The organism is bacterium, from assembly GCA_040757115.1.
Lineage (GTDB): Bacteria > UBA9089 > CG2-30-40-21 > CG2-30-40-21 > SBAY01 > JBFLXS01.
Genome location: JBFLYA010000036.1, coordinates 1 through 25,028, shown reverse-complemented (window position 1 = coordinate 25,028; position 25,028 = coordinate 1). Strand labels below are relative to the sequence as shown.

Annotated in this window: 31 protein-coding genes; 10 read left to right on the top strand and 21 right to left on the bottom strand. The window is 35.2% G+C overall.

What is annotated here, in order from left to right; genetic code table 11:
- Positions 1-1,088 precede the first annotated feature (1,088 nt).
- Together AB1422_04845 and AB1422_04840 are read left to right on the top strand one after the other, a co-directional pair.
- Complete coding sequence (locus AB1422_04845) at positions 1,089-2,678, top strand: glycosyltransferase family 39 protein (protein ID MEW6618664.1); 1,590 nt, start codon at positions 1,089-1,091, stop codon at positions 2,676-2,678.
- Positions 2,679-3,059: 381 nt separating this feature from the next.
- Positions 3,060-3,761 carry a YggS family pyridoxal phosphate-dependent enzyme gene (locus AB1422_04840; protein ID MEW6618663.1) on the top strand — a complete coding sequence of 234 codons (702 nt, stop codon included), beginning with the start codon at positions 3,060-3,062 and terminating at the stop codon, positions 3,759-3,761.
- A gap of 163 nt (positions 3,762-3,924) precedes the next feature.
- Here AB1422_04840 and AB1422_04835 read toward each other — a convergent pair whose 3' ends face one another.
- The 3 genes from AB1422_04835 to AB1422_04825 form a co-directional block, all read right to left on the bottom strand.
- The gene (locus AB1422_04835; GenBank protein MEW6618662.1) at positions 3,925-4,179 is read right to left on the bottom strand and encodes a hypothetical protein; all 255 of its coding nucleotides are present in this window, start codon (positions 4,177-4,179) and stop codon (positions 3,925-3,927) included.
- 210 nt (positions 4,180-4,389) lie between these two features.
- Entirely contained in the window at positions 4,390-6,078 is a 1,689-nt protein-coding gene (locus tag AB1422_04830) for an energy-coupling factor transporter ATPase (GenBank protein MEW6618661.1), read from the bottom strand.
- A gap of 296 nt (positions 6,079-6,374) precedes the next feature.
- Positions 6,375-8,360: a glycosyltransferase family 39 protein gene (locus AB1422_04825; protein ID MEW6618660.1), complete on the bottom strand. Its 1,986-nt coding sequence runs from the start codon at positions 8,358-8,360 to the stop codon at positions 6,375-6,377.
- A 131-nt stretch (positions 8,361-8,491) separates the two neighbouring features.
- Here AB1422_04825 and AB1422_04820 point away from each other — a divergent pair, with 131 nt between their 5' ends.
- The 8 genes from AB1422_04820 (at position 8,492) to AB1422_04785 (ending at position 15,469) form a co-directional block, all read left to right on the top strand.
- Positions 8,492-9,688, top strand: coding sequence for a glycosyltransferase (locus AB1422_04820; GenBank protein MEW6618659.1), 1,197 nt, complete (start codon positions 8,492-8,494; stop codon positions 9,686-9,688).
- Between the two features lie 84 nt (positions 9,689-9,772).
- Positions 9,773-10,711 carry a GDP-mannose 4,6-dehydratase gene (locus AB1422_04815; GenBank protein MEW6618658.1) on the top strand — a complete coding sequence of 313 codons (939 nt, stop codon included), beginning with the start codon at positions 9,773-9,775 and terminating at the stop codon, positions 10,709-10,711.
- 860 nt (positions 10,712-11,571) lie between these two features.
- Positions 11,572-12,051, top strand: a complete 480-nt coding sequence (locus AB1422_04810; protein ID MEW6618657.1) for a hypothetical protein — start codon at positions 11,572-11,574, stop codon at positions 12,049-12,051.
- 29 nt (positions 12,052-12,080) lie between these two features.
- Positions 12,081-12,470, top strand: coding sequence for a retropepsin-like aspartic protease (locus tag AB1422_04805; GenBank protein ID MEW6618656.1), 390 nt, complete (start codon positions 12,081-12,083; stop codon positions 12,468-12,470).
- 641 nt (positions 12,471-13,111) lie between these two features.
- The gene (locus AB1422_04800; protein MEW6618655.1) at positions 13,112-14,170 is read left to right on the top strand and encodes a porin; all 1,059 of its coding nucleotides are present in this window, start codon (positions 13,112-13,114) and stop codon (positions 14,168-14,170) included.
- A gap of 123 nt (positions 14,171-14,293) precedes the next feature.
- Complete coding sequence (locus AB1422_04795) at positions 14,294-14,485, top strand: hypothetical protein (protein ID MEW6618654.1); 192 nt, start codon at positions 14,294-14,296, stop codon at positions 14,483-14,485.
- A gap of 283 nt (positions 14,486-14,768) precedes the next feature.
- Positions 14,769-15,074 (top strand): hypothetical protein, encoded by a 306-nt coding sequence (locus tag AB1422_04790; protein MEW6618653.1) that lies wholly within the window; start codon positions 14,769-14,771, stop codon positions 15,072-15,074.
- Positions 15,062-15,469, top strand: a complete 408-nt coding sequence (locus tag AB1422_04785) for a hypothetical protein (GenBank protein MEW6618652.1) — start codon at positions 15,062-15,064, stop codon at positions 15,467-15,469. Before AB1422_04790 ends, AB1422_04785 begins: the two co-directional genes overlap by 13 nt.
- Positions 15,470-15,696: 227 nt before the next feature.
- On the opposite strand, the gene rpsK is transcribed toward AB1422_04785, so the two are convergent.
- The 18 genes from rpsK to rplN form a co-directional block, all read right to left on the bottom strand.
- Complete coding sequence (gene rpsK / locus AB1422_04780; protein ID MEW6618651.1) at positions 15,697-16,101, bottom strand: 30S ribosomal protein S11; 405 nt, start codon at positions 16,099-16,101, stop codon at positions 15,697-15,699.
- A 257-nt stretch (positions 16,102-16,358) separates the two neighbouring features.
- Positions 16,359-16,730 carry a 30S ribosomal protein S13 gene (gene rpsM, locus AB1422_04775; GenBank protein ID MEW6618650.1) on the bottom strand — a complete coding sequence of 124 codons (372 nt, stop codon included), beginning with the start codon at positions 16,728-16,730 and terminating at the stop codon, positions 16,359-16,361.
- A gap of 73 nt (positions 16,731-16,803) precedes the next feature.
- The gene (gene rpmJ, locus AB1422_04770) at positions 16,804-16,917 is read right to left on the bottom strand and encodes a 50S ribosomal protein L36 (protein MEW6618649.1); all 114 of its coding nucleotides are present in this window, start codon (positions 16,915-16,917) and stop codon (positions 16,804-16,806) included.
- 18 nt (positions 16,918-16,935) lie between these two features.
- Positions 16,936-17,154, bottom strand: a complete 219-nt coding sequence (infA, locus tag AB1422_04765; protein MEW6618648.1) for a translation initiation factor IF-1 — start codon at positions 17,152-17,154, stop codon at positions 16,936-16,938.
- A 72-nt stretch (positions 17,155-17,226) separates the two neighbouring features.
- A complete protein-coding gene (gene map, locus AB1422_04760; protein MEW6618647.1) occupies positions 17,227-17,973 on the bottom strand; it encodes a type I methionyl aminopeptidase in 747 nt (248 codons plus the stop codon).
- Positions 17,954-18,616 (bottom strand): adenylate kinase, encoded by a 663-nt coding sequence (locus tag AB1422_04755; protein MEW6618646.1) that lies wholly within the window; start codon positions 18,614-18,616, stop codon positions 17,954-17,956. Before AB1422_04755 ends, map begins: the two co-directional genes overlap by 20 nt.
- Positions 18,616-19,941, bottom strand: a complete 1,326-nt coding sequence (gene secY / locus AB1422_04750) for a preprotein translocase subunit SecY (GenBank protein ID MEW6618645.1) — start codon at positions 19,939-19,941, stop codon at positions 18,616-18,618. The genes AB1422_04755 and secY overlap by 1 nt, the downstream gene beginning before the upstream one ends.
- 32 nt (positions 19,942-19,973) lie before the next feature.
- Positions 19,974-20,423 (bottom strand): 50S ribosomal protein L15, encoded by a 450-nt coding sequence (rplO, locus tag AB1422_04745; protein ID MEW6618644.1) that lies wholly within the window; start codon positions 20,421-20,423, stop codon positions 19,974-19,976.
- The gene (gene rpmD, locus AB1422_04740; protein ID MEW6618643.1) at positions 20,420-20,602 is read right to left on the bottom strand and encodes a 50S ribosomal protein L30; all 183 of its coding nucleotides are present in this window, start codon (positions 20,600-20,602) and stop codon (positions 20,420-20,422) included. Before rpmD ends, rplO begins: the two co-directional genes overlap by 4 nt.
- Before the next feature lie 23 nt (positions 20,603-20,625).
- A complete protein-coding gene (locus tag AB1422_04735; GenBank protein ID MEW6618642.1) occupies positions 20,626-21,045 on the bottom strand; it encodes a hypothetical protein in 420 nt (139 codons plus the stop codon).
- 29 nt (positions 21,046-21,074) lie between these two features.
- Positions 21,075-21,566: a 30S ribosomal protein S5 gene (gene rpsE, locus AB1422_04730; GenBank protein MEW6618641.1), complete on the bottom strand. Its 492-nt coding sequence runs from the start codon at positions 21,564-21,566 to the stop codon at positions 21,075-21,077.
- A gap of 3 nt (positions 21,567-21,569) precedes the next feature.
- Complete coding sequence (gene rplR / locus AB1422_04725; GenBank protein MEW6618640.1) at positions 21,570-21,929, bottom strand: 50S ribosomal protein L18; 360 nt, start codon at positions 21,927-21,929, stop codon at positions 21,570-21,572.
- A 16-nt stretch (positions 21,930-21,945) separates the two neighbouring features.
- Positions 21,946-22,488, bottom strand: coding sequence for a 50S ribosomal protein L6 (gene rplF / locus AB1422_04720; GenBank protein ID MEW6618639.1), 543 nt, complete (start codon positions 22,486-22,488; stop codon positions 21,946-21,948).
- Positions 22,489-22,512: 24 nt separating this feature from the next.
- The gene (gene rpsH / locus AB1422_04715) at positions 22,513-22,911 is read right to left on the bottom strand and encodes a 30S ribosomal protein S8 (GenBank protein MEW6618638.1); all 399 of its coding nucleotides are present in this window, start codon (positions 22,909-22,911) and stop codon (positions 22,513-22,515) included.
- An 85-nt stretch (positions 22,912-22,996) separates the two neighbouring features.
- The gene (locus AB1422_04710) at positions 22,997-23,182 is read right to left on the bottom strand and encodes a type Z 30S ribosomal protein S14 (GenBank protein MEW6618637.1); all 186 of its coding nucleotides are present in this window, start codon (positions 23,180-23,182) and stop codon (positions 22,997-22,999) included.
- Positions 23,183-23,195: 13 nt separating this feature from the next.
- Positions 23,196-23,735 carry a 50S ribosomal protein L5 gene (rplE, locus tag AB1422_04705; protein ID MEW6618636.1) on the bottom strand — a complete coding sequence of 180 codons (540 nt, stop codon included), beginning with the start codon at positions 23,733-23,735 and terminating at the stop codon, positions 23,196-23,198.
- 124 nt (positions 23,736-23,859) lie between these two features.
- Entirely contained in the window at positions 23,860-24,189 is a 330-nt protein-coding gene (gene rplX, locus AB1422_04700) for a 50S ribosomal protein L24 (protein ID MEW6618635.1), read from the bottom strand.
- A gap of 56 nt (positions 24,190-24,245) precedes the next feature.
- Positions 24,246-24,614 carry a 50S ribosomal protein L14 gene (gene rplN, locus AB1422_04695; protein MEW6618634.1) on the bottom strand — a complete coding sequence of 123 codons (369 nt, stop codon included), beginning with the start codon at positions 24,612-24,614 and terminating at the stop codon, positions 24,246-24,248.
- Positions 24,615-25,028: the final 414 nt, after the last annotated feature.

The window sequence follows — 25,028 nt, the reverse complement described above, 5'->3', positions numbered from 1 at the left end:
AAGTTTACATAGGATAATACCCATAAATAAGGCATGAGAATAATCGTTCCGTTAGGAACATAATATCGGTAGGAATAGATAGATAAATCAATCAGTTCCGTAGGAACGATATATTGGTAGAAAATTTATGGAAAGCCATTTACCGATATATTGTCCCTATGGGACATTATTTGTATGATATTTATTTCTACCGATATGTTGTCCCTATGGGACATTAAATGAAGGATGAGGTAGAATTCTCGGGACGGTTCACTTTTGTTTGAAAGCTTGCGGATTGAAATTAGAAATTGGAAATTGGAAATTAGGGAGAGAGACAAAAGCCCAATTTCTAATTTCCAATTTCCAACAAAAATTATAGGAAAAACGATAAAAGGAACCGTCCCTAATTGTCTAAAAATATAGAGAGTTATAGCACTAATTTGGGTGGTGTCTTAATCTAGCATAAAGGTTAAAATAGTGTATAGGGTTCTGCAAAATAGGATTTGAGGGAGACAACAAATAAATATCAAATATTAAATATTAAATATCAAATATAAATATCAAAATGCAAAATTACAAATCAAATTTCAAAGAGGAAGTAGCAGGGTTTCTCAAAGAGTTGGAGGAATTTGGTAATATCTTTGCTTCAAGTATTTTAACGCTGAAAGGAAAGAGATAATTTTACATTTTGATATGTAATTTTTATATTTGCTTTTTGCATTTTGCTCTTTGGAGGAAATCCCTTTTGGACACCAAATCTGCATAGATTTCACTATTAGAGTTATTTTCAGACACCACCCTAATTTGACATAGTGTAGTATATGGTTCACGCATAACTTGTTAATTCACTACGAGTAGTTACGAGTATTTAATTCTAAGTAAAGTTTTGAATAATAACTGCTATATCGACTGGTTAATGACCCTCTGGGTTGTCTTTTGGGACTCCAAAATGTCAAGAAATACAAAAAGATGGCAAAAAATGAGGTAACACAATGCCAGGGACCGTAGATATAACTTTATGTCCTACGCAATGCTCTCACTGTCTGAATCACAGCACGTTATAATTTTCTGTTGACAAAGGATAAAATTTGTGGTAAAATATCCTCACAATGGACACAAATGGATATAATACCCAAAACACTCAAAAAGCAATTTCCTATCAGTTAAACAAATATTCAAAAATATTTATTATTCTTATTGTTTTATTCGGCTTGGCCCTGCGTTTAGTTTTTTTTAGTGGTTATGTACAAGGAGACGATAAACATTATATGGGACAAGCCTATAGATTTTCTATTGGTGATTTTACTCCGGGAGATAACCAATGGGGAGTAAGATTAGGCATGGTGATTCCCACAGCCCTTTCTTTCTTTTTATTTGGTGTTAGTGATATTTCTTTGGTCCTTTTTTCCCTTATATGCTCACTTGGCAATATAATATTAATCTATTATTTTGGAAAAATGATTTTTAATGAACGGATAGCTTTACTATCAGCATTTCTGATGGCATTTTTCCCTTTAGAGGTCATTTATGCAAGCCATTTATTTCCATGTGTTTCATTCACTTTTTTCACAGGATTGGGGATTTTTTGTTTCTTGAAAGGAGAAAAAGATAATAAATGGATTTATTATCTTCTATCAGGTTTGTTTATTGGGATTGGCTACCTCATTAGAGAAAACGCACTTTTTCTGGCTTTACCTCTTGTTATATATATGCTTTATAACAAAAAAATTAAAATTGAATTCATCCATTTATTAGTAGGATTTTTTATAATAATTGCACTGGAATCAGGTTTTTACTATTTCCAAAATGGTGATATTTTGCATAGATCTCATGTTGTAAATTCTATAATTAATAAAAACTGCCTTCAAAATGAAAATTTTAAAATTGATTTGAATTGGTTCCTTTCACCATTGGCTGTACTCTTTGTTAACCAGGAATTTGGTTTTTTCTATTATTTAATCTTGCCAATAGGGATATTCTTCTTATACAAAAAAAATAAAGCTGTTATGTTATTACTTATTTGGATATTTCCTCTTTTGTTATATACATTTTATGGTCCTATTTCTGCATCAAATTACTGGACATTGACAAGGGAACCAAGATATTTAGCATATATTACCATTCCTTCATTACTTATTTTATCTTACTTTCTAGACAAGCAAGTTAATAAAAAATGGATGTATTCACTCTTAATTTTCTTACTTATAAGTTCCATTGGATTTACCTGCTTAGATGATAGTAAAAATATCACCTTCCAAACAAAGAAATTATATGGCTTTCATAAGATGAATCCAGAAAAAACACTTATTGTTGTTAGGCCACTGTTTTTGGATTTATTATTTTATTCCAGGTTCCAGCCAATGCCTTCTTTGAAACTTTTTGCTATTGATGAAGATAAGAGTGCAACACTTAAAAGCATCAAAAAAATATATCCAAATGTAGATATATTTCATGATCTAAAGAGCATAGATAGATGTAAATTGAATGATGTATATATAGCAGTAGATAACAGCGTATCGTATTACAGTAAGGAGATATTAAAATCAAAAAAAAAGAGGGAAATTATTACTATCCAAAGACCAAGAGGTTTATACTTTAATCTTTTTGAATTAAAAAGAAAATTACTTACAAATAAAAAAATTTTAGAATCAGATTTACAAAGGGTATACAGTGATGTTCAGATATTTTATTTTCCCTGAAAATTATTTCATTTATTAATTTAATCTCCCCGTAAATGTCACTTTGATAATCTCTTCTGTAATTTTCTCATATTTTAAACCCATTCTATTTTATCCGTGTCAATCTGTGTTAATCCGTGGCTGAACAGTTACCTTTTATAGTAGTTATTAACGAAAATTTCTCATAGAACAGATATAGCAACAGGGTTGATGGTTGATAGTTTATAGTTTATGGTTTATAGTTGATAGTTTATAGTTGATAGTTTCATAGACTATCAACCATCAACCATCAACTATCAACAATACTAATGTGAACTTTTGGTTAATACTTACTATACTTATTGGCATTTCTAAGTAAAATTTTGAATAATAACTGCTATAACTTCCTAAAACGAGGCACTTATGTCAATTAAGGAAAATTTGGAAATCATAAAAAATCGAATAAAACAGGTGGTAAAAGACCCTTCAGAAATTGAGTTAGTTGCAGTCACAAAGTCAGCTGGGGTAAATCAAATCATAGAGGCAATTAACTCTGGAATTACCAACATTGGTGAAAACCGTATTCAGGAGGCAAAAGGTAAATTTGACCAACTTAAAAAAATGGAGATTAAATGGCATATGATTGGCCATCTGCAAAGAAATAAAGTTAAAGAGGCAATAAAGATTTTTGATATGATTCAGTCTGTGGATAGATTAGAGTTGGCTAAAGAGATTGAGGAACAAGCAGGACAGATAAATAAAATAATGGATGTCTTGATTGAAGTAAATGTTTCAAATGAAGAAACTAAATTTGGCGTTTCTCCGGTTGCTACTTTGGAACTAATTCAAGAAATAGCCAAACTTAACAATATAAGGATTAAAGGTTTAATGACTATTGCTCCATTGGTTTTAAATCCAGAAGATACCCGTCCATATTTCAGGGCATTGGTTAATTTAAGGGATGAAATTGTTCATCAGCAGATTGAAAATGTCGAGATGAAATATTTATCAATGGGAATGAGTAATGATTTTGAAGTGGCACTCGAAGAAGGGGCAAATATGATTCGGATTGGCAGGGCGATATTCTGTAAAAGTAGCTATTCAGCCACAGAGGGACACAGATGAAACACTGATTTTCTTTTTTGTTGGACGCAGATAAACGCAGATTTTTCGAGATTTTTTAATCGCATTGACAGAGTATAATCTCTCTCTAAGTTATTTTGTTTTTATTATCCTGATAATCTGCGAAAAAATCTTGCGTCCTATTAACTTGAAAACCGATTCCGTGCTAATCCGTGTCTATCAGTGGCTGAACACTTACGAAAACAGTTAGTCGTAACCGTTCAGGTGGTAATTTACCGCAGAGACGCAGAGGAACAGAGAAGATATGGAAATAAATCAGATAACAGAAAAGATTATTGGTGTAGCCATTGAAATACATAGGACCTGCTTGCCGAATGTTCAGCCGGCAAGCCAGATTTGTTAATCCATCCCTGATTTTCATCAGGGCAAGTTTAATGTTGTTGGACTCAAGAGCTTGCACTGATGAAAATCAGGGATGTTAAGCCTATCGTAAATAAATTTTAATTTTCTTCTCTGCGTCTCTGTGTCTCTGCGGTGAACGGTTACCAATCATGAGATGTCGGTCCTCAAAAGCTTGCACTGATGAAAATCCGTGATGGAATCCTGCGCCTGGTAAATAGTTTTTAATTTTTTCTCTGCGTCTCTGTGTCTCTGCGGTGAACGCTTACAGTTAGTCTAACAAACAGAACTTAAATTCTTCTACGGATAGTAAGGTTAGATTACATAAGATATTACTTAAAGAGATTATTTCTGGAACCAAGATATGTGAGTTTTTGAGTTGGGTTTCTTCCTTAAACACCATTCTTGGAATATCATCAAAGATGATTTTGCCTTTTTCTAAGACAATAATCCGATGGGCATATTCAGCCGCAACCCATATACAATGAGTAATGATAATAATTGTGTGACCTCTTTTATTTAATTCGACTAAAAGATTCATTATGCTTAATATCTCATAATAATCCAGGCCGGTTGTTGGTTCATCTAAGATTATAATTTTGGGTGTGCAGGCAAGGACTCCAGCCGTGGCTAATTTTTGTTTTTCACCTTTGGTAAGGGCAAATGGGTCATCATTTTCATACACCTCTAATTGGACAGCATTTAAGGCATCATACACTCGTCTTGAAACTTCTTTTTCTGGAACACCAAGATTTCGCGGGCCAAAGGCAATTTCATCAAATATCGTGTTTTCAAATATTTGACAATCAGGATTTTGGAAGACAAAACCTACTTCTTTTGCCAGGTCAGATGTTTTTCTACGGCGAGTATTTATCCCGGAAATAAGGACATTGCCTTTTGTTGGTTTAAGAAGTCCATTGAAATGTTTGGCAAGTGTAGTTTTACCAGAGCCATTTTGCCCTAAAATCGCCACAAATTCTCCCTGTCTAATCGTCAGATCTATTCCCGCTAAGGCATTATGTCCATCCGGATAAGTATATTCTAAATTTGCCGCCTCAATCACTGGTTCCTGGTAGAATTCTGTCCTTTTGGCATCCTGCCATTTCAGAACATTGTATCTTCCTTCTGGTATTTGCCAGTTTTGCTCTTTGAAGATTTGATGAGCATCCTCGAGATTCAAAGGTAGTTTCTTTTTATATCTAAGTTCTTGAAATAATTTAGGTATTTGAGGTGGTCGGATACCACATCTTTCTAAAAGTGTTACTTTGCGTAAGACTTCATCTGATTTCCCTTCTAATACTATCTCCCCGCGGTCCATCAGGATGATTTTATCAGCGTAATATGCCAGTTCAATCTCATGTTCGACTAAAAATAAGGTTACACCTTCTTCTTTTAAAAGTGAGCAGATGGCAAAAATCTCTGATTTACCAAGTGGGTCTAAATCCGTCGTTGGTTCATCCATAACCAATATTGTAGGCTTCATAGCTAAAATAGAGGCAATCGCTAATCGTTGTTTTTCACCACCTGAGAGTGTGGTTGAATTCCTTCTTTCAAAACCTGTTAATCCCACCTTAAACAATGATTCTCTTATCCGTTGGTTTATTTCCTCTCTTGAAACAGAAAAGTTCTCTGGCCCAAAGGCACATTCTAATTCTACATTAGTTGAAAATAACTGGGATTCAAAGTCCTGGAAAACCATACCTACATCTTTCGCCATTTCAAATACCTTTTTTTCGACTGTCAGTTCATTAAGAATTTCCACTGTCCCATAAAATAGACCGTTATAAAATTTAGGAATTAAGGCATTTAGAACTCGACAAAGTGTAGATTTCCCCGCCCCACTTTTGCCCATAATGACAACAAGACTACCTTGCTGGACATCAAGACTCATCTTATTTAAGACATTATAATGCATATCCTGATATGCAAAGGAAACATTTTTTACCTTAATCGCATCCACCGTATTCAATTACCTCCCTCTTATAGCACTTATTAATCGAAATTTGACCCAAATATGGCTATGAAATTCCAAATCACAAATTCCAAATTCCATTTAGTGAATTAGTGAATTAAGCGAATTAGCGAATTAGTAAAATCTAATCTCTAATTCACTAATCTCTAATTCGCTTTTTGGTATGTGGAATTTGGTGCTTATTTGGGATTTGGTGCTTGGGATTTGGGATTTTTTACTTATTCACTCTGAGTAAAATTTTGACTAATAACTGCTATATTATATCATAAATATATCTCCCTTTGTCAAATACTTTTTCGGTATTTTATCTCATACAGATATACCTTCCCGGCGGCATAAATTGGAGATAGAGAATTTATAAAGGATTCATAGAGTGCTTTTTGAGTTTTATCCTGCCAGTTAAAACAATTAAATTGCCTTTCTAACCAGGAAATGTTATGTCTATTATAAAGAATATGGGTTACTTTTAAATCTTTGAGTTTATGAAATAACCCATTAATAGTTTTTGATTCTTTGACTAATTTGGAAATGATGGCTGTATCCAGTTCTGTTGAGGTTAAAACCTCTTTTTCACAATAGTATCTTCTTGGTTCCCCAATGAATAAAATTTTACTCCCAGGAGGTAGATTTTCATTAATAAATTTAATTGCCTGATAATAATCTTTGACCGGTTGTGCTGATAAAAGTTTTTCTTGCCTGGTTTTATTTCCCAGGTAAAAATCCGCGTGCTGACCAATAACCGTAGAAAGGGTATAGATATTTAAGATAAGGGCAATAGCTATTGGCAACTCATAAATTGGTGATTTCCTTATCTCTTTAATCACATAAGCCACTATCGGACATAAAAAGGCAATACAGGGGAATAAAAAGCGAATGACCATTGAGGTAGCTGTCCAGAAGAAAAAATAAAGCCCACAGAAGATAAGTAAATATTTAATCGTCTTATCCACATTCTTAATAAAAAATAAAAATGGAAGATACAAAAGAACTAATGGACCTATCGGAATATCCCCGGTGCGCCAATCACAGGTGATAAAGAAAGGTAAAATTAAATATCTTAATATTCCTGAATGTGAAGGACCGTAATGGCTCATTTCCTGGTTAAATCTCTGAGCGCTAAAAATATCCCAATTCTCCCCCCCAAGTATTCCATAGAGAAATGGATAAACAGGATTCTTGACAAAGATAAGGTTTTTTATAAGCCAGGGCAAAACAGGGAGTAATACCATTAAAGAGAAAATAAATAGTTCTTTTAAGGCAGGCTTATGTTTAATGATAGCCAAAAAGAGAATAATAAAACAAAGGAGACCAGAGTATTTTACTCCAACTGCCAAACCGGTCATAATCCCGCTTAAAAGTAACCATCGCCGGTCATTTATCTTAATCCAATTAAGCATGGCATAAACAGCCAGAATAACATAATATGTCAATGCGAGGTCATTAAAGGCAAAACTCATCGTTAAGACAACAGAAGGCATACTAAAGAAGATTAAAAGTGCGACTAATCCCTGTTTTCGTCCCAGATAAGTTTGGGTAAAAACATAAATACTTACTCCACTTAGAATGCCAAAGGTAAAATGAATCAATTGGGCTAATGTATCACTTTTTAACAAAATAGCCAGAGTAAATAGCATCTCGGCATTTAGTGGATAATTTGAGAAAAGAAGATGCGGGATATTAACGATTTTGTGATTTTTGATGTAAATGTCCGGGATAGCCAGATGATAAACCAGGTCATCGAATAATATCGGCGGGCCCCCAATATTTAAGATTAGCCCTAATAGAATGATTGCCACAAAACAAATCCCAAAAATGATTGCTGATGGTGTTAATTTAATCTCAGTTAACCAGATGATAATCTTAGAAATGAAATACCTTACCTCAATATATGAGATAAAAAATGAACATAAAACTAAGGGATAAAAAATCCAGGATGAAAGCAATCCTAACAACCCTAACCCTAAGGTAAAAAGTGAAAAGAAACCAAAGCCAAGCCCAACGGAAAAGATAACCTCAACTTTAGCCGTATAAAATTTTAAGCAAAATAATTTTAATAATTTATAACCAACACCCGCCGCACTTAATATCAAGATAATCAGCAGGAAAAACTCTTGAAGGTTCTGGAAGATAAAATGCCAGGACCAAAATTGGAAAAACTGCTGGAGATAAACAAGGCTAAAATTTAATGGTATCCGATGACAATAGATAAATGTCCCAAAGACAATAAATATTAATAAGATAAATAGTCCACTAATGACCCATTTGAGCATAATAAAAAAATTATATATTTTCTATCAAACATCTGTCAAGTTATTTTTTTTCTGTTAGCTAAATTTTAGGGGGTTAGGGGTTGTTATTACTTCAGATAGCTAAAAAAATATTTTGACTTTTACTGATTTTTGTGGTAATATATTTAGTTATGCTCAATGGGGAAAACATCCTTTGTATCTCAACTGCGGATTGGGATAACATTGCCTGGACGAATAAACAACACATTATGTCCCGGCTATCAAAGACGAATAAAATTCTGTATATTGAGTCTTTAGGGTTACGACAGCCAACGATTAAGAAAAAGGATATCTTGCGAATATTAAAGCGGATAAAAGATTGGTTCAAAGGACCACGCCAGATAAACGAAAACCTGTTTGTTTATTCACCAATAATTTTACCATTGCATAAGGTTAAGATTGTTCAAAAGATAAATCATTTAGTCCTCTGGCTAACACTAAAATTACTGCTGGCAAGATTAGGATTTAAAAAACCAATCCTGTGGACATACTCACCTCCAGCGAAGTCTTTAATTGGTCGATTAAATGAAAAGTTAGTGGTTTATCATTGTGTTGATGAATTATCGGCGACACCAGGGATACCTGATTCTATCATAGAAATGGAGGAAGAATTACTTAAAAAGGCTAACCTAATTTTTACCACATCCAGATTATTGTTTGAAAAAAAGAAGGTATTTAATCAAAATACCTATTATCTGCCTAATGTGGCTGATGTGCCGCATTTTATGACAGCTCTGGAAGATTTACCATTACCAGCGGATATAGCCAGAATTAAACATCCAATTATTGGATTTATCGGCACGATTATCTCTTACAAACTTGACTTTGAGATTATTAAATATATCGCCACAACCCATCCGCAATGGTCAATAGTCTTAATTGGGGATGTGGTAGAAACTGAAGATGAAAAGGGGGTAAAAGAATTAGGCTCTATTCCAAATATTTTTATGCTGGGTGGGAAAAGATATGAAATTTTACCTGCCTATATTAAACCATTTGATGTTTGTATTTTACCCAATGTCATTAATGAATATACCCAAAATATGTTTCCGATGAAATTTTTTGAATATCTGGCTACAGGAAAACCAGTTGTTCTGACACAACTTTCGGCTGTAGAGGAATATAAGGAAATATGTTATATCGCCAGGGATAAAGAGGCATTTGCTCAAAATATTGAAAAGGCATTGTCAGAGAATGACCTGAAAGGACGCCAGAAACGAATAGAAATTGCTAAAGAAAATACATGGGAGGTCAGAATAGACCAGATGTCGAAATTGATTGAAGAAAGAATTAGGGCGTCACGAAATTAAAGGTAGGTAATCGGTTAAATGGTACTGGTAACTAATTACCATTCACCAGTTACCATTTACCAAAAATAAAGGAGAGAAAAATAAATGACGACTGCATTAGTTACGGGCTGTGCCGGATTTATTGGTTCACATTTAGCTGAGAGATTAATCAAAGAAGGCTACTATGTAAAAGGAATTGATGCCTTCCTTGAGTCCTATCTTCGGAAAACAAAGGAAGATAATTTAAAAGATTTAGTCAAGGCTAAGAATTTTTCGTTTTTAGAGGCAGATATTTTGAAAGTAGATTTATCTACACTTTTATCTGAGATAGAATATATCTTTCATATAGCCGCGCAGGCAGGTGTTAGAGCCAGTTGGGGCAAAAATTTTGAAATATATACCCAAAACAATATCTTAGCCACTCAGGTCTTACTTGAGGGAAGTAAAGATATGCCCCAATTAAAGAAATTTGTCTATGCTTCCTCTTCTTCTGTTTATGGCGATACAGATATTCTCCCAATGCGTGAGGATGGAAGACTCCAGCCAGTTTCACCTTATGGTGTCTCAAAATTAGCCGGAGAACACTTATGCTATCTTTACTTTAAAAATTTTGGTGTGCCTACGGTTTCTTTACGCTATTTTACTGTTTATGGACCCAGGCAAAGACCGGATATGGCTTTCCATAAATTTATTTCTGCTATCTTACAAAATCAGGAAATCCAGGTCTATGGATTAGGCAATCAGACAAGGGATTTTACCTTTGTGGCAGATATTGTTGAAGCAACTATTCAGGCAGCCAGAATTGATGTCAATGGCGAAGTATTTAATATTGGTGGTGGTAGCCATGTTGTCTTGAGCCAGGTAATTAATTTAATTGAGGAAATTTTAGGTAAATCTGGGACGACACAACACGCTCAAACTCAATATGGTGATGTTCTTCATACCTGGGCGGATATTTCAAAGGCACAAAAAATCTTAAAATATCATCCTCGGGTTAACCTGAGAGAAGGATTAAAAGAAGAAATTAAGTGGCTGTTGAGGTAAGCGATCAGGTGGTCCTTTACCGCAGAGACGCAGAGGAACAAAGAAGACATAGAAATAAAGTAACTATTCAGCCACTGATAGATACGGATTAGCACGGATAAATAGCAGAAGGCAGAGGGCAGAGGGCAGAAGGCAGAGGGCAGAAGGAGGAAAAACCTTCAGCCTAATTACGGACACGGATTACGAATTTTCAGTGTTTCATCTGTGTCCATCTGTGGCTGAATAGTTACCAATAAATTTCGACCTGTGCAGGTAGAAAATTAAGGAAGCAGATTTTTAATAGTAAGCGGGTGGATTTAGTAAGCGGATTTAACGGATTTAGCGGAAAAAGAAATAAAAAAAATCCGCTCAATCCGCTCAATCCGCTTACTAAAAAAATCTGTTTAATCCGCTTACAATAAAAAAATGTAATCTGTTTAATCAATTATCCTTTTATTTCTAATTGCACAGGTGGATAAATTTTAATTTTTTTCTCTGCGTCTCTGTGTCTGTGCGGTGAACAGTTACATTTTTTTTCACTAAATCAAAAAAAACACTTGACAAATTTAAGAATATATGATATTATATTCACAATTTAATAGGAGGAAGTCTTGAGCAGATTATTTAATGAGTGAGAATCTGTCTGGTGCCTTAACTTAAGTATGTGGAGGGGAATGCTTTAGAAAGGTGGGACAGTGTAAATATTTTCTATCTTTTCAAAAAAACATATCTATTTTAATACCCACCTTTATCTTCCCTGAGAGATAATTAAAGTTTTCGTCTTGTTTTGTCGATAATTAGTGTGTATAAAAAAATAAAAATTTGAAGTCAATCAAAAAAATACTTGACAAATAAGGGGGGATGTGGTAATATAATTTTAAATGACTAAAAAAATAATATTAGGCTATGTAATTGTTAGTTTTCTCATCGGGTCTAATATAAATATAGTAGGTGCTCAAACCCAGGAAACAATAACTATTTCTGCAAAAGAATTAATAGAAAGACTATCAAGGATAGAAGAGAACCAAAGAAGTTTACAACGACAAATAGATGATAATCAAAAAAACTTACAACGACAAATAGATAATAATCAAAAAAGCTTACAACGACAAATAGATGAGTTAAGAAATGATTTAAAATGGGGTTTTGGAATAATATGTGGCGGTATGTTTGCTCTATTAGGAGGAATGGTTGCTCTGGTGGGATTTGTTATGTGGGACCGTAGAACGGCATTATCTCCCGCGGTTAAACGAATAAAGATAGTAGAAGAGCAAGAGAAGAAGATAGAAAAGGTATTACGGGAATATGCCGGACAAGAGATAAAGTTTGCTCAGGCAATGCGTGCCGCAGGGTTACTGTAAAGGAAGTATCTGACGAAAAGGTAAATTTAATGGCAGTAATTGAAAAAAATATTAGATTAGTAGGCTCAAAAGGGGAAAAAGAGGTCTGTGCATTATTTGATTCAGGCTCTACTTACTCCTGTGTTGTCCCTGAATTGGCAAAGATATTAGGTATCCCTGAAAAATTACCAAAACCAATGGAGTTTGAGACGGCTAAAGAGAAAGAAAAACTAACCGCTAATGAACGAGTTAGTCTTGATTTCTATATTGATGGATTACGGTTATCGGATGAATTTATGTTAGTGCCAGAATTATCAGAACAAACTATCATCGGTGCAAAAACCTTACAATCCTGGCGAATGAAACTGGACTTTGAACACGATGAGGTAATTATCGACCCAAGAGTAACTAAACTACGGATAATAAAAATAAACCATTAACACAAAAGATAGAGATGAATAATAACCATTAGTGGGACGGTTCATTTTCATCGCTTTTCTCCTGATTTCTTTTGGGCGTTCACAGAAGGTTGAAATTGGAGATGAAATTGGGAATGCGAAATTAGGGAGAAATGTGGTTGATTTTTGTCCCAATTTCAATTTCTAAGCGCAATCTTTCAAACAAAAGTGAACCGTCCACCATAATTTTGATATGTTCGCTCTTTGAGATATAATTACCCAGGACAATCCGTAAGAGTTTATCTGATGGAGAAATGCTTCTTTAGAAAAAAGAAAGGATGTAAATCCCGATGACATTCTGAAGAAGGAAGATAAATTTTTACGGTTAAAAATATAAAAGAGATAAAAAAGAGTACCTTGTGCCTGCCCAATCTTGCAAAGAAAGGTGGTGAAAAAGTTCCTCCAATTTGGTTTGCCGGGCAATAAGGAAAACAGGTAGGGTGCCTGTTTTACCAGAGATAACAAACAGAAGGCTTGTGGGACGGGAACGCAAGCTTCCAGTGTGAGGCGAGAAAGACAACAAGTAAAATGTTTGTTTACTATATTTAAGGTACAGGGGAAAAAGTTAAACTTAAGGTTTGAACCTTAAGAAAAACCTTTTTTAAAGGAGGAACAAAAAAATTATGAAAAAGACTTTAGTTTATTTAGTGGCGAGTTTAGTGGTGCTGATGTTTACTGTACCGGCATCTGCGACGATAGAGTGGTCAGGACAGATTATGGCAGGGATTGAGAAAATGGATTACGGTACTCCCACTACACCAAGTGGTACTGTGAGTGATGAGCTTCAATTCTCTAACATAAAGCTCAATCTTGATGTCAAGGCAGATGTATGTGATGGGGTGGTAGGCGTTGCTCAACTTCGCTCAACTTGTGAAGTGTGCAATGTGACGAAAAGATGTGTGTATGTGGAGATAACCGACAGGATTATCCCGGATGCATCTCTCCAGATTGGACGAGTAGATCTACCATTAGGTGCAGAGTATCAAAAGGCATCAGAGAATGCTAACACAATGCATAACCCATTGATCTTCAACTCAGTATTAGCCGATGATATGGCAGACTTTGCGATAGATGATGGGTTGCTGATGAGTAAAACAATGGGTGGTGTTGACTGTAAATTGGGAATCACCAATGGCTACGGCAATTGTGGTAAACGAAACTGCAAAGACACTAATGGTGAGAAGGCGATTACACTTAACCTCTCAGGTGATTGTCCAGCAATACCGGGTTTAACTCTTGGAGCTACTTACCATACCGATGACTGTGCAGATCAGGTTAACGAAACAGATGAAGGAGATTTATGGATAATTGATGCCGCATATGCAAGTGGATTGTGGAAATTCGCAGCCGCTCTGGGAAATCTCGAGATAAAGGGAGGTATTGCTAATTACATTATCACAGACGACATTGATTATTTAGTGCTTGAGTTAGTGTATGGTAATGGTGAGACACCATGGTGGGTTGCCGCCCGTTACAGCACCAAGGAACCTAATACGAGCCTTTCAGGGTATTCAATTACAGATCCAAAGGATGATGAAGAGAGATTAGAGCTCGGTGCAGGTTACAAACTCTGTGATAACGCTTATCTGAAAATAGAGTACATTGATAATGAAGTAGATGATAATATTAAGTACCTCGATGATTACGATGGAATCAAGGCGATTGTGAACATTAATCTCTAATTTTCAGAGATGCAGATAAGAAACGACGATTAAACACAAGGGGTTGGACTTAAGTTTTAAGTCCAACCCCTTTTTGCTTAATTTTATACTTGACAAATTCTAATTTATGGAGTATAATAAAAAATGAAAAAGAGATATAATAAAAAGGAAAAGATTGCCAATACATTATTTGATGTAATAAAATATATATTAACTGTTATTGTCATAGGAAGTATATTTAATAAATTTGACTATAAGTATATCGTGATTGGGGTTTGTTTAGCTGTTGTCCTAGGTGTAATAGCATATATTATTACCCCAGAAAAGGAGGAATAAGAAAATGGAGGGTGTTTATATCGTTTTAGGAGGATTAATTATTGTATGTCTTCCATTAGCCATATATTTTGTCTATCAGGATAGAAAAGAAGTCAAGCACTAACCAAATTATAGCTATTGATTTCTAAGTCAGACGCATTTAACAACGACGATTAAACATAAGGGGTTGGACTTAGTTTTTAAGTTCAACCCCTTTTTGCTTAATTTTATAGTTGACAAATTCTATGTTGATGGGGTATAATGAAAATGGGGAAGAAAAAGTATAATAAAAGAGGGGGATAAAATGCCTGAAGTAATCTCAAAATCAACACAAAAAATATTAACCGAATTAACAGGAGAACCACGGTTTGATGTAGCATTGCAGATTACACTTAGGGATATTGTTGAACATCGATTGGAAATTATAGAGAGGGAAATTTTTGTCTTTGAGGGTAAATACAAATTGTCTTTTGAGGAATTTGCACGCCAGTGGAAGGAAGGGAAAATCCCTGATAAATATTCATTTGAGGTAGAAAAAGACTACTGGGAATGGGAAGGATTAATCTCAAGGAAGAAAAAGATTGAAGGTATTCGAGAATGGTTAATTTAAGCCCGATTGAGTTTTCAAAAGAGATTATTAATGTCGCTTCTAAGTCAGAATTGGTTGAAAGTTTTGAAGTTAATATTCTTGATGATATGATAGTGAAAATTCGAGTCTATTTAACCGATGGGACATTCATTGATATATTTTACAATGCAGATACACAAAAAATTGCCTATGCTTTAATTAAAAATAAAAAAAGAATATTTGGCATAGACAACACAGATGGGTGGCATCTTCATCCCTTTAAATCTCCAGAGATACACCAAACCTGTAATTCAATTACTTTTCAAGAATTTCTATATAGCGTAGAACAACACCAGAAGATTAATCAATACAAAAATGAGACGGAAATTAATGAGCAATTTGGAGTGGACACAAAAAAGGATGAAAATAGAGATTAAAGCGAAAGCAAGATTTCGACCTGTGCGATTAGACTAATTCATCGCAGAGACGCAAAGGAAAAATAAATGTAAAATGTAAAATAGGAAATGAAAAATGGGAAATTTTAGTACTTCGCAAGACTCATTACCTTTCAGTTATACATTTTCATTGGACATTTCTCATTGGACATTATCCATTTTACATTTAACCGCACAGGTAGAAAAGATATGTAGTCAGCCCCCTTTTATTATACCCTTCTTCTCTTCGGTGGGCGGCAGCCGTTATGGGGGATAGGGGTAACATCTTTAATTGCTTTAATATCTAATCCAGCGGCTTGCAAGGCGCGGATAGCTGATTCTCTACCTGAACCTGGTCCTCTAACAAAAACTGAGACTTCACTCATTCCATAATCCATTACCTTTTTAGCGGCGGTGTCTGCGGCTACCTGGGAAGCAAAAGGAGTGCCTTTCTTTGTTCCTTTAAAACCAACACTTCCACAACTTGCCCAGCTAAGAACATTACCTTTTGGGTCAGTAATGGTCACAATCGTATTATTAAATGTAGATTGAATATGAACAATCCCTGTTCGGACTACCTTTTTTTCCTTTTTTCGTCTACCTTTTGTTTGACTATCACCTTTAGGTTTTTGCATGTTTTATAACTCCTTTTTCGTAATTGTTCACCGCAGAGACACAGAGACGCAGAGAAAAACAGACCCCTAAAATCCCTCTCAAGAGGGGAAAATTAGATTAACAAATCTGGCTTGCCTGCTGAACATTCGGCAAGCAGGTCATAAGTATTTCCATGTCTGCATCACTAATCTTTTATGTGCTCTAATTTATTTCTATGTCTTCTCTGTTCCTCTGCGTCTCTGCGGTAAAGGACTACCTGAACGGTTACCCTTTTTCTTTATTTTTTCCTTATCATTCCCGCAACTTTTCGTGGCCCTCTTCTGGTTCTGGCGTTAGTATGTGTGCGTTGACCTCGAACTGGTAAGCCACGACGATGTCTCATCCCTCGATAACACCCAATTTCTGTTAATCTCTTTATATTTGTAGATACTTCTCGACGAAGGTCTCCTTCAACTTTAAAACTATGCTCAATAATATTTCTAATTCTGACAACTTCATCCTCGGCTAAATCTCTAACTCTGGTATCTGGCTTAATATTTGCCATCTTGAGAATTTTTTGTGAAGTAGTTAATCCTATTCCATATAGATAGGTTAATCCGACCTCTACCCGTTTATCTCTTGGTAAATCAACTCCACTAATTCTTGCCAATGTCTTCCTCCTTTTTGCCTGGTAATTGGTAACTGGTTAAATGGTAATAAAGGGATTAGTTACAATTTACCAATCATCCTTGTCTTTGTTTATGTTTAGGATTGGAGCAAAGGATGCGAATAATTCCTTTGCGTTTAATTATCTTACATTTTTCACAAATTTTTTTAACCGAAGTTCTAACTTTCATTATTTTTTATCTCCTTTATCACTTTTCGCGATAGATGATTCTTCCTCTTGATAAATCATACAGTGATAATTCAACCGTGACTTTATCACCGGGTAAGATTCGAATAAAATGTTTTCGCATCTTACCCGATATATAAGCCAATATTTTATGTCCATTTTCGAGTTCTACTCGAAACATAGTATTAGGTAATACCTCTGAAACTATACCTTCTACTTTAATCGTTTCTTCTTTTGGCATATTTACCTTCTTCACAGTTATCAATGAGCACTCCTTTTCACTGCTCACTCTTCACTGTTTACTCTCCAATGGCTACTTTGTCAATATCTCCGGTTCATCTTCTGTCACGACTATGGTATGTTCAAAATGAGCCGACCAGCTTTTGTCTCTTGTTACCACTGTCCAGCCATTATTTAATACATCTATTTCATAATCACCGGTATTTATCATTGGTTCTATACAGAGAACCATACCTGATTTAAGTCGTGGTCCTTTACCCTGTTCACCAAAATTAGGGACTTGTGGTGCTTCATGTAAATCTCGTCCAATTCCATGACCACTATAATCACGCGTGACCGCATATCCATAACATTGGGCATAAAATTCGATAGCATAAGAGATGTCCCCTAATCTATTTGGTAATCTTGCTTTAGAAATACCTATTTTCAGGGCATCTTTTGCTACCCGAACTAATTTTTCTGCCTGTGCAGTTATTTGTCCAATAGGAACAGTTACTGCGGCGTCTGCATGATAACCATTTAACAAAACCCCTAAGTCTATCTTCAAAAGGTCTCCATTTTTAAGAACTCGTGTTGCAGAAGGAATTCCGTGGACGACTTCGTGATTAATTGAGGTGCAAATACTCCCAGGAAATCCCTCATATCCCAGGAATGATGGTATTCCGTTTCGACTAATAATCATTTTATGGGCTATTTCTTCCAGATATTTCGTCGTTATGCCTGGTCTGGTTATTTGCACAAGATGTTGTAAGACTTCAGCAACTATTTTACCTGCCACTCGTATCTTTTCTATTTCTTGTTTAGATTTTAAGATAATCATTTTTTTCTAACACATTCATTATCCTATCAAAGACCAGTGGTATTTCAGCATCGGTATCTACTTCTTTTAAGATATTAATCTTTTTATAATAATTAATTAACGGAGCAGTTTGTTCTTTAAAAACTTTTAATCGCCGTGTTATAACCTCTTCTTTGTCATCATCTCGTTGATAAAGTTCTCCCCCACACTTATCACATTTAAACTCATTTTTGGGTGGTTGATAATAGATATGGAAATTAGAACCGCAGGCTTTGCAAACCCTTCTGCCGGTTAATCGTTTAATTACGACATCATCATTTACCTTCAAGTCTATAACCGCATCTAAGGATATACCCATTTCTTTCAATGTCGCGGTTAATGTTTCTGCCTGAGCAATAGTTCTTGGGAATCCATCAAGGATAAAACCTGCTTTGCAATCATCTTCTAACAATCGTCCTTTTATCAAATTTATAATTATTTCATCGGTGACTAACTCGCCTTTATCCATATATTTTTTGGCACGCAGACCCAGTTCTGTTTGCTCTTTCACTGCCTGGCGTAGAATATCACCGGTGGAGATTTGTGGAATTTCAAACTTTTTAGAAATTAACTCTGCCTGGGTTCCTTTTCCTACGCCTGGTGGTCCTAAAAATATTAATCGCATTATGTAAATCTACCTTTAATTCTACCTTTCTTTAAAAATCCATCATAATGTCTCATCAAAAGATGAGATTCAATTTGTCTGACCGTATCCAGAGCTACGCCAACAACAATAAGGATTGAAGTTCCTCCGAAATAAAAAGGTATATGCATTGATTGAATAACTACGGATGGAATAAAATCAATCAAGGCTAAAAATATAGCACCTACGAAGGTAATTCTTTTAAGAATCCGCTCGATATAGTCAGCAGTAGGTTTACCTGGTCGAATACCAGGGATAAAACCACCATATTTTCGCATATTATCGGCGACATCAGTTGGATTAAATATGACCGCGATATAGAAATAAGTAAAAAAGATAATACCCGCTGCCATTAACAAATGATAAATAACACCACCTGGATTTAATTGTCTATACAGGAAGGTGAGAAATTCAGCCTGTTGGGTGCCCAGAAATGTTACAAAGGTAGCCGGCAAAGCCAGAAGCGATGAGGCAAAGATAATCGGTATGACTCCCGCCATATTTACCTGGAGAGGCAAATGGGTGCTCTGACCACCATAGACCTTACGACCGATAATCCGTTTACCATATTGAACAGATATTTTGCGATGTGCTTGAATTATCATCACGACACTTGCCGTAAGTAAAATACCAATCACGAGGATAAAAAGAATGACAAAAATACTCATTTCACCTATTAGCAATCGATGTCCACTTTGAAGAATAGCCTGCGGTATTCTTGAAATAATGCTTGTAAAGATGATTAATGAACTACCATTGCCTATACCCCGGTCTGTAATTTGTTCTCCAAGCCACATTACAAATGCCGTGCCCGTAGTTAGCGTCATAACCGTCATTATATGAAAGCCAATGCCTGGATTTAAAACAAATCCTCTGCCGTCTGGAGTTTGCATATTTTGAATCCAGATACTCATTCCCGTGGCTTGAATAAGTCCAATGAGTAATGTTAGATACCTTGTATATTTAGTAATTCTTTTTCTACCAACATCTCCTTCTTTTGATAATCTCTGGAGATAAGGAATAACAGGTTGTAATAAAGACATAATAATCGAGGCACTGATGTAAGGCATAATTCCTAAGGCAAAGATAGAAAACCGCTCAAATGCCCCACCTGAAAACAGGTCTAATAATCCGACTATTGTTCCTCTTGCTTGTTGGAAGAAGAAACTTAATGCCGCTCCATCGACACCCGGCGTAGGTACTGCTACCCCTAATCTATAAACGGCTAATAATCCGAGAGTAAATAATATCCTTTTCCTTAATTCATAGACTTTAAAAGGATTTAAGATTGCCTCAAGTCCTTGCATAAGATAAACTCCTTATTTTGCATTCCTTCAAATTATTCCTCTTTGGGTTCAACTTTTCCACCTGCGGCTTCGATTTTTTTAATTGCTCCTTTGCTCACGGCATCTACTTTAAATATCAGAGGTATGTTTATTTCTCCGTCACCCAATATTTTCACACCATTCTTAATTTTTTTAATCAATCCCACCTGAAGTAAGATATTAGATGTAATTTTAGAGCCTGGTTCGAAACCACAAGAAGCAATTGTGCCCACATCTATGGTCGTATATTCTTTTCTTCTTGGATTGGTAAATCCTCGTTTTGGAATTCGTCGTTGAAGTGGCATTTGACCTCCTTCAAAACCAATCCCTTTACCACCTTTGCGGGCTAATTGTCCTTTCGTCCCTTTAGTTGCAGTCTTTCCATGTCCTGAACCCAGTCCACATCCTATTCTTTTAGGTTTTTTGTGTGCACCCTTGGGTGCCTTTAATTGATTTAATTTCATATCTTCTCTACCTTAACTAAATAATCAATTTGTTTTATCATTCCTTTTATTTGAGGATTATCAGGTTTTATCACCGTCTGGTTTATTTTCCTTAATCCCAATGCCGATAAAGTTCCGCAATGTTTTGGTATTCTTCCGAATCTACTTTTAACTAAAGTTATCTTCAAATTTTTCTCCATTTTACTCTTCTCACTTTCTATTTTTATCTAACAAATCTAAATATAGCCATCAAAGCACTAATTAAAGTTGCAACACAGATAATACTTCCCACCATCCATTTAGTTTGAGAGACGATTAATTTAGTTTGAGAGATTAATAATCTATGGATTTCTTGAATTTGTTCGTTGAATCTTCCTTCCATCCTTTCCATTCGCTCATGAATCTTATCTATTCGCTCATGAATCTTATCTATTCGTTCATTTAGTTCTCCCAGGGCTTTTTTGATTTCACTATATCCTTCGTCTAATTTATTAAACCTGAAATCTATCACGCTTAACTTATGCCCAAGTTCATCCTTTGGAACTCCTTTTTCAAGAATTATTTGCTCCATAACCTTGAGAAAATCTTCTATTACTGGACTACCAAATTTTTCTTTTAGTCTATCTGAAATAACAATAGCCATTTGTCTTGAAAACCTCCATTATCTCTTTCTTATACTGGTAATGTATTACGAAGGTCTAATCTTGCCGATAGAGATATTGTTTGTTTCAAAGCATTCATTGTGGCATTAATAACCGCAAGTGGATTATTGTTTCCAAGTGATTTTGTTAGAATATCCTGCACGCCTAATGCCTCCATAACCGCTCGAATAGGTCCACCGGCAATAATTCCTGTTCCTGGTGCGGCGGGTTTTAAGACGACATATCCAGAGCCTTTATGGCCTATTAAAGGATAAGGGATAGTTGTTCCTTTTAAGGGAATCTGGAGCAAATTTTTCTTTGCTAATCCTATTCCTTTTGCCACGGCTTGTGGCACTTCATTTGCCTTACCATAGCCTACCCCAACATGTCCCTGTCTATCTCCAACAATAACTAATGCCGTAAATCCGAATCTCTTGCCCCCTTTAACTACCTTTGCCACTCGATTAATGGTGATTACCTTTTCTGTTAAATCTACTTCCTTTAGATTAATTTTTTCATTCATTTTTTAAACCTCTAATCCCCCTTCCCTGGCGGCTTCGGCTAATGCCTTTATCCGTCCGTGGTATGGATAACCACCGCGGTCAAAAACAACCTTTTTAATTCCTTTCTCAATTGAAAGTTGAGCAATCAAACTACCTATTTTTTTTGCCACATCTATTTTTTTCATCGAATCTGAAATAAAACCTTTTTTCGCACTCGAAACACAGGCTAATGTCTTTCCTTCTTCATCATTTATGATTTGGGCATAAATATGTTTCAAACTCCGATGGACACTAAGTCTTGGTCTTTCATAAGTACCAAATATCTTTCTTCTTGTTCGATGTCTTCTTTTTAATCTTAGCTCTTTTTTATCTTTTATATTCATAACTTACCTTATAAATTTATTTTAATCCTGTCTTACCCACCTTCGTCTTAATATGCTCGTCAATATATCTAATTCCTTTTCTTTTATAGACATCAGCGGTGCGGATGTTGCGAATTTGGGCGGCTATTTCACCGACCAATTGTTTATCAATCCCTTTAACCTTTATTTTAGTAGCTTCAGGGGTTTCAAAGGTAATTCCTTCTGGTGGAGTAATGATTACCGGATGAGAGAAGCCTATTTGTAGTTTTACATTTTTACCTTCAAGGATAGCCTTATAACCTACCCCTTCAATTAATAAAGTTTTCTCAAAGCCTGTTTTTACTCCCTCAACCATATTTTTAATTAAACTTCGTGTTAATCCATAAAGGGCTTTTTCTTTTTTATCATCAGGAATGGTGCTTTTAACTAAAAGTTTATCTTCCTTAATTTCTATGGTCATTGTCGCCGGAAATATCCACGATAATTTACCTAGAGGTCCCTGGACGGTAATATTTCCGTTATCCATATTAACTTTTACATCCTTAGGCACATTTATTGGTGCCTGTCCTATTCGTGACATTTTACATTACTCCTTTTCTACTTTTTACCACACATAGCAAAGGATTTCTCCGCCGACCCCAAGTTTTTTACACGCATTATCCGTCATCACTCCTTTTGAGGTGGAGATAATAGCGATTCCTGTGCCAGCTAATACTTTTGGAAGATTGTCTTTATCTACATAGATTCGTCGTCCTGGTTTACTAATTCTTTTCAAATCAGTTAAAACTCTTTCTTTTTTGGGACCATATTTTAAGTAAATTCTAATAATGCCTTGTTTATGGTCTTCAACAAATTTATAGGATTTAATGAATTTTTCCTTTTTGAGAACAGTAGCAATTTCAGTTTTTAATTTTGATGCCGGAATATCAACTTTTTCATGACCAGAATAATTAGCGTTACGAATTCTGGTTAACATATCGGCAACAGGGTCTGTCATACTCATTTTTTATACTCCTTATTTTTTGGTAACTGGTAACTGGTGACTGGTAATTAGTTACCAATTACCATTTAACCGATTACTTACTTAATTACCAGCTGGATTTAATGAGACCTGGTATTTTACCTTCTCTGCCTAATGTTCTGAGGCAAATGCGGCACATACCAAATTTGCGTAAATATCCTCTTGGCCTACCACATATTAGACATCTATTGTGGATTCGCACTTTAAATTTAGGAATTCTTTTTGATTTTTCAATCATTGCCTTTCTGGCCATAAAATTTTTCCCCTCACTTTCTAAATGGCATTCCAAGAGCTTTCAGGAGTTCTTTTGCCTCTTCATCTGTTTTTGCTGTTGTAACGATACTAATATTCATCCCCCGCACTCTTTCTATCTTATCATAATTTACCTCAGGGAAGATAATTTGTTCACGAACGCCGAGGGTATAATTTCCTCTTCCATCAAAGGAATTAGTTGGTGTTCCTCTAAAATCCCTAACTCGTGGTAAAGCGATGTTGACTAACCTATCATAAAATTCATACATTCTTTGTCGTCTTAATGTCACCATACATCCTACTGTCATGCCGGCTCTTAGTTTAAAGCCTGCGATTGATTTTCTTGCGGCTTTTTTAACTGGTTGTTGTCCTGAGATTATGGCTAATATCTCCATAGCCGAGTCTAATGCCTTGGGATTAGTATTGGCATCTCCAACACCCATATTAATCACAATCTTTTCTAATTTAGGGATAGCTAATTCATTTTTATAGCCAAATTTTTCCTTTAATATGGGAATTACTTCTTTTTTATATATATCTTTTAATCTTGACATAAATTACCTCATAAGTAAAACAGCAGTCAATGATTAGTAATAACAACCCCCTAACCCCCTTTATTAAGGGGGAAAGTAGAAGTGCATGGTTTTACTCATCACTGTTCACTGAGCAGTGTCTATTTTACTTTTTATCAACAACTTCCTCACATTTTTTACATACCCTGACTTTTGAGCCATCATCCCTGACTAATCTACCTAATCTTGTTGGTCGATTACAGTTAGGGCACACAAACATTACCCTGGATACAGGAATGGATGATTCGCGAGTTATTACTCCACCTATTTGTTGTTTTTGTGGATTTTTTCGTGTATGTCGTTTAACGAAGTTAATTCCTTCGACCATTACTCTATTCTTTTGCGGAAACACATGCAACACTTTCCCTTGTTTCCCATCATCTTTACCCGCAAGGATTGCGACTGTATCTCCTTTTTTAATAAAAACTTTATTCATTAATACCTCCATAGACAGTGAAGAGTATATAAATTTACTGCTCACTGACTACTTTTCTAAACTACTTCTGGAGCCAATGTAATAATTTTCATAAAATCTCTACTTCGTAATTCTCTGGCTACGGGTCCAAATATTCTGGTTGCGCGTGGATTTTTTTGTTCATCAATAATGACGGCGGCATTATCATCAAATCTAAGATAAGAACCATCTTTCCGTCTTGTTTGGTTTGTTGTGCGAACAATTACGGCTTTAACAACATCTCCTTTTTTAATAGGAGATGTTGGTATAGCTTCTTTAACCGAGGCAACAATTATATCACCTACATAGGCATATCTACTTTTAGTGCCTCCTAATACCTTGATGCACATTATTTTTCTTGCGCCTGAATTATCGGCTACCTCTAAACGAGTGCGTGCCTGGATCATAATTTCTCCTGAAAATAGTTAATTAGAGATTAGAGAATTAGTGAATTAGAACCTGCACTCTTGCTAATCTCTAATCTCTATGCTCAATTTTCGGTGGTGTCTGAAAATAACTCTAATAGTGAAATCTATGCAGATTTGGTGTCCAAAAGGGATTTCCTCCAAAGAGCAAAATGCAAAAAGCAAATATAAAAATTACATATCAAAATGTAAAATTATCTCTTTCCTTTCAGCGTTAAAATACTTGAAGCAAAGATATTACCAAATTCCTCCAACTCTTTGAGAAACCTTGCTACTTCCTCTTTGAAATTTGATTTGTAATTTTGCATTTTGATATTTATATTTGATATTTAATATTTGATATTTGATATTTATTTGTTGTCTCCCTCAAATCCTATTTTGCAGAACCCTATACAC

What these genes read in the sequence shown, in the direction of transcription:
- AB1422_04845 (MEW6618664.1), top strand. Translation starts at nt 1,089, where the DNA reads ATGGACACAAATGGATATAATACCCAAAACACTCAAAAAGCAATTTCC.
- AB1422_04840 (MEW6618663.1), top strand. Translation starts at nt 3,060, where the DNA reads ATGTCAATTAAGGAAAATTTGGAAATCATAAAAAATCGAATAAAACAG.
- AB1422_04825 (MEW6618660.1), bottom strand. Translation starts at nt 8,360, where the DNA reads ATGCTCAAATGGGTCATTAGTGGACTATTTATCTTATTAATATTTATT.
- AB1422_04815 (MEW6618658.1), top strand. Translation starts at nt 9,773, where the DNA reads ATGACGACTGCATTAGTTACGGGCTGTGCCGGATTTATTGGTTCACAT.
- AB1422_04810 (MEW6618657.1), top strand. Translation starts at nt 11,572, where the DNA reads ATGACTAAAAAAATAATATTAGGCTATGTAATTGTTAGTTTTCTCATC.
- AB1422_04805 (MEW6618656.1), top strand. Translation starts at nt 12,081, where the DNA reads ATGGCAGTAATTGAAAAAAATATTAGATTAGTAGGCTCAAAAGGGGAA.
- AB1422_04800 (MEW6618655.1), top strand. Translation starts at nt 13,112, where the DNA reads ATGAAAAAGACTTTAGTTTATTTAGTGGCGAGTTTAGTGGTGCTGATG.
- AB1422_04795 (MEW6618654.1), top strand. Translation starts at nt 14,294, where the DNA reads ATGAAAAAGAGATATAATAAAAAGGAAAAGATTGCCAATACATTATTT.
- AB1422_04790 (MEW6618653.1), top strand. Translation starts at nt 14,769, where the DNA reads ATGCCTGAAGTAATCTCAAAATCAACACAAAAAATATTAACCGAATTA.
- AB1422_04785 (MEW6618652.1), top strand. Translation starts at nt 15,062, where the DNA reads ATGGTTAATTTAAGCCCGATTGAGTTTTCAAAAGAGATTATTAATGTC.
- rpsK (MEW6618651.1), bottom strand. Translation starts at nt 16,101, where the DNA reads ATGCAAAAACCTAAAGGTGATAGTCAAACAAAAGGTAGACGAAAAAAG.
- rpmJ (MEW6618649.1), bottom strand. Translation starts at nt 16,917, where the DNA reads ATGAAAGTTAGAACTTCGGTTAAAAAAATTTGTGAAAAATGTAAGATA.
- infA (MEW6618648.1), bottom strand. Translation starts at nt 17,154, where the DNA reads ATGCCAAAAGAAGAAACGATTAAAGTAGAAGGTATAGTTTCAGAGGTA.
- map (MEW6618647.1), bottom strand. Translation starts at nt 17,973, where the DNA reads ATGATTATCTTAAAATCTAAACAAGAAATAGAAAAGATACGAGTGGCA.
- AB1422_04755 (MEW6618646.1), bottom strand. Translation starts at nt 18,616, where the DNA reads ATGCGATTAATATTTTTAGGACCACCAGGCGTAGGAAAAGGAACCCAG.
- secY (MEW6618645.1), bottom strand. Translation starts at nt 19,941, where the DNA reads ATGCAAGGACTTGAGGCAATCTTAAATCCTTTTAAAGTCTATGAATTA.
- rplO (MEW6618644.1), bottom strand. Translation starts at nt 20,423, where the DNA reads ATGAAATTAAATCAATTAAAGGCACCCAAGGGTGCACACAAAAAACCT.
- rpmD (MEW6618643.1), bottom strand. Translation starts at nt 20,602, where the DNA reads ATGGAGAAAAATTTGAAGATAACTTTAGTTAAAAGTAGATTCGGAAGA.
- AB1422_04735 (MEW6618642.1), bottom strand. Translation starts at nt 21,045, where the DNA reads ATGGCTATTGTTATTTCAGATAGACTAAAAGAAAAATTTGGTAGTCCA.
- rpsE (MEW6618641.1), bottom strand. Translation starts at nt 21,566, where the DNA reads ATGAATGAAAAAATTAATCTAAAGGAAGTAGATTTAACAGAAAAGGTA.
- rplR (MEW6618640.1), bottom strand. Translation starts at nt 21,929, where the DNA reads ATGAATATAAAAGATAAAAAAGAGCTAAGATTAAAAAGAAGACATCGA.
- rplF (MEW6618639.1), bottom strand. Translation starts at nt 22,488, where the DNA reads ATGTCACGAATAGGACAGGCACCAATAAATGTGCCTAAGGATGTAAAA.
- rpsH (MEW6618638.1), bottom strand. Translation starts at nt 22,911, where the DNA reads ATGAGTATGACAGACCCTGTTGCCGATATGTTAACCAGAATTCGTAAC.
- AB1422_04710 (MEW6618637.1), bottom strand. Translation starts at nt 23,182, where the DNA reads ATGGCCAGAAAGGCAATGATTGAAAAATCAAAAAGAATTCCTAAATTT.
- rplE (MEW6618636.1), bottom strand. Translation starts at nt 23,735, where the DNA reads ATGTCAAGATTAAAAGATATATATAAAAAAGAAGTAATTCCCATATTA.
- rplX (MEW6618635.1), bottom strand. Translation starts at nt 24,189, where the DNA reads ATGAATAAAGTTTTTATTAAAAAAGGAGATACAGTCGCAATCCTTGCG.
- rplN (MEW6618634.1), bottom strand. Translation starts at nt 24,614, where the DNA reads ATGATCCAGGCACGCACTCGTTTAGAGGTAGCCGATAATTCAGGCGCA.